The 2,170-nt window shown below is 71.6% G+C and carries 1 protein-coding gene and 1 pseudogene; one reads left to right on the top strand and one right to left on the bottom strand.

Annotated elements, in window-relative coordinates:
• Positions 1–90 precede the first annotated feature (90 nt).
• Positions 91–513, top strand: a pseudogene (locus tag ABZ281_RS46890) (helix-hairpin-helix domain-containing protein); the annotation flags it as partial.
• Positions 514–801: 288 nt separating this feature from the next.
• Here the strand turns inward: ABZ281_RS46890 and ABZ281_RS46885 are convergent.
• Positions 802–1,659 carry a hypothetical protein gene (locus ABZ281_RS46885; protein ID WP_356664667.1) on the bottom strand — a complete coding sequence of 286 codons (858 nt, stop codon included), beginning with the start codon at positions 1,657–1,659 and terminating at the stop codon, positions 802–804.
• Positions 1,660–2,170 lie beyond the last annotated feature (511 nt).

Genomic DNA, 2,170 nt, shown 5'->3' with positions numbered 1-2,170 from the left:
GTGAGAGGGAAAGCCGCAGGCCACACCTCTCAAATCCGAATGCCGTGCTGTGGGTTTTTTCTTCATCACTCGCGACGGTGGAGTGGAGATCTCGACGAGCTGATCGCGGGCGTGGAACCCGAGCGCGAGCTGGTCGTGCGGGACTACGTCCCCGAGCCCACGGCCAAACGCTCCCGCACGGTCGACGAGGCCCTCGCCGAACTCGACGCCCTCACCCACGCCGAGCTTCTCGAACTGTCCACGGTGGCCCGGGCGTTGGGCTACACCGGCGCGCCCGAGACGCTGGACTCGGCGGTGTCCCCGCGCGGCTTCCGCCTCCTCGCCAAGGTGCCCCGGCTCCCCGGCGCGATCATCGACCGCCTGGTCGAGCACTTCGGCGGACTGCAGAAGCTGCTCGCCGCGAGCGTCGACGACCTCCAGACGGTGGACGGCGTGGGCGAGGCCCGGGCCCGCAGCGTCCGCGAGGGGCTGTCACGGCTGGCGGAGTCGTCGATTCTGGAGCGGTACGTCTAGTGCCGCGGCAGGCAACGTTCGCCCCGTCACGACGCCCGGCACGCTCCCCCGAGCTCTCGACTCCGCTCGAGCAGGGGGCACCCCCACTCGCCGCACCGGCCGAAACCCCGAGTATGTCCAGTACGAGGGCTTCCGGCCGGCACGCCGAGAGCACGCACCAAACGCCGCTCCTCAACGGGCAAACGTTGCCTGCCGCGGCACTAGCGGGTGGTGGGACACCGGCCGGACGCCTGAGGGCGGCACCGGGGAGGGGTGCCGCCCTCGGGCGTTCTCTCGGGCGTTGCGGCTCTAGTCGGCCGAGAGCACGAACGACGTCTGCACCTTCGCAAAGCCCGGAGCCTTGGCTTCCACCAGGTACGTGCCCGACCCGGCCGAGCCCGCGGGAGGCGTGGCGCACTCGGGGGTGCTGGGCTTGCGGTCCCACTTCACGGTGTAGGTGATACCGCTGTCGGCGGCGACCCGGTACAGCTGGTGCGCGGCGGCCTTGGGACAGTCCTTGGAGGACCAGTAGTCGTCGTCGCTGGTCGCCGGGGCGATCGTGAACACCGCGTTCTTCGGCCCGAGATCGATCTTGCAGTCGCTGCCGGAGACGTTCCGCGCGGTCAGCAGGAACGTGGGCGTCTGCTCGGGGTCGTAGGTGTTGTGGCGGCTGCGCAGGCTGAACTTCACCGCGCTCGCGGTGCAGTTGGGCAGGGTGGAGCCGGCCGGCAGTGTGTCGCCCGCGCCCACACCGCCCGCGGCGGTACCGTTCCCGGAGCCGCCGGTGCCGCCCGCCCCCTCGGAACCGCCCGAGCCGCCGGACCCGGAACCGTCGCCGGATCCCGAGCCGGAACCGTCATCGGAGCCGCCTCCCGAGCCGTTCCCGGAGCCGTCCCCCGAGCCGCCGGAACCCTCGTCCCCCGACTCGTCGCGTCCGCCCGGCGCTTGACTGATGGCAGGGCCCGAACTCGACGGGCCGGGCACGATGGAGGGCGCGGGATTCTTGCCGTTGGCGCCGTTGTCGCCGTCCTTGCCGCCTCCGCCGCCCATGGTCACGATCCAGAGGGTCAGCAGCGCCAACACGGCGACCACAGACACCAGTACGACCCTCCGACGCCAATAGATGGAGGAGGGAAGCGGCCCGACCGGATTGCGCAGAGATCCCACGGCGCAAACCTTACGAGAGATCGGGGCGTTCGCCCGTCCCACCCGCCGCTCGGAGCGACAACTTTTCCGGATCATCATCCCGGAAATCACGTTCCCACCCTGGTCTTTCATCGGGCACGGGACGCGGTGATCGCAGGGTGTGACGATACCGATCCGCTCCTCACCGTCCGTGACGACGGGCAGGGCAACCCCGATACGGGTACGGCGCGGGGCCGGGGCCTGCATTCCCGTGCCGGTGCGGCGCTCTTCTCCTCCCGCGAGACGCCCGCGCGCCCCCGAGCCGCGCCGCGCGGCGCACGGCCGGTAGCCAAGGCCCCCGCGCCGCTCGCCGGAACGCCCACGCGCCGCACGGCAGTTCACCGGCCGACCGGGGGGGAACTTTCCCCGGCGGCGGGGCCGTCGGGGTGGCAGCGGAGGTCGAGGCGGCGCCCCGCCGACGACCAGCCGCACGAACAGAGACCTGCCTATCTTCGGGTTACCGCCCCGGTCGGGAGGCGGTGTGCCCGATACG

Source organism: Streptomyces sp. NPDC006265 (assembly GCF_040613555.1).
Classification (GTDB): domain Bacteria; phylum Actinomycetota; class Actinomycetes; order Streptomycetales; family Streptomycetaceae; genus Streptomyces.
The sequence above is the reverse complement of the archived record's forward strand: the minus strand, read 5'-3'. Positions and strand labels throughout refer to the sequence as shown.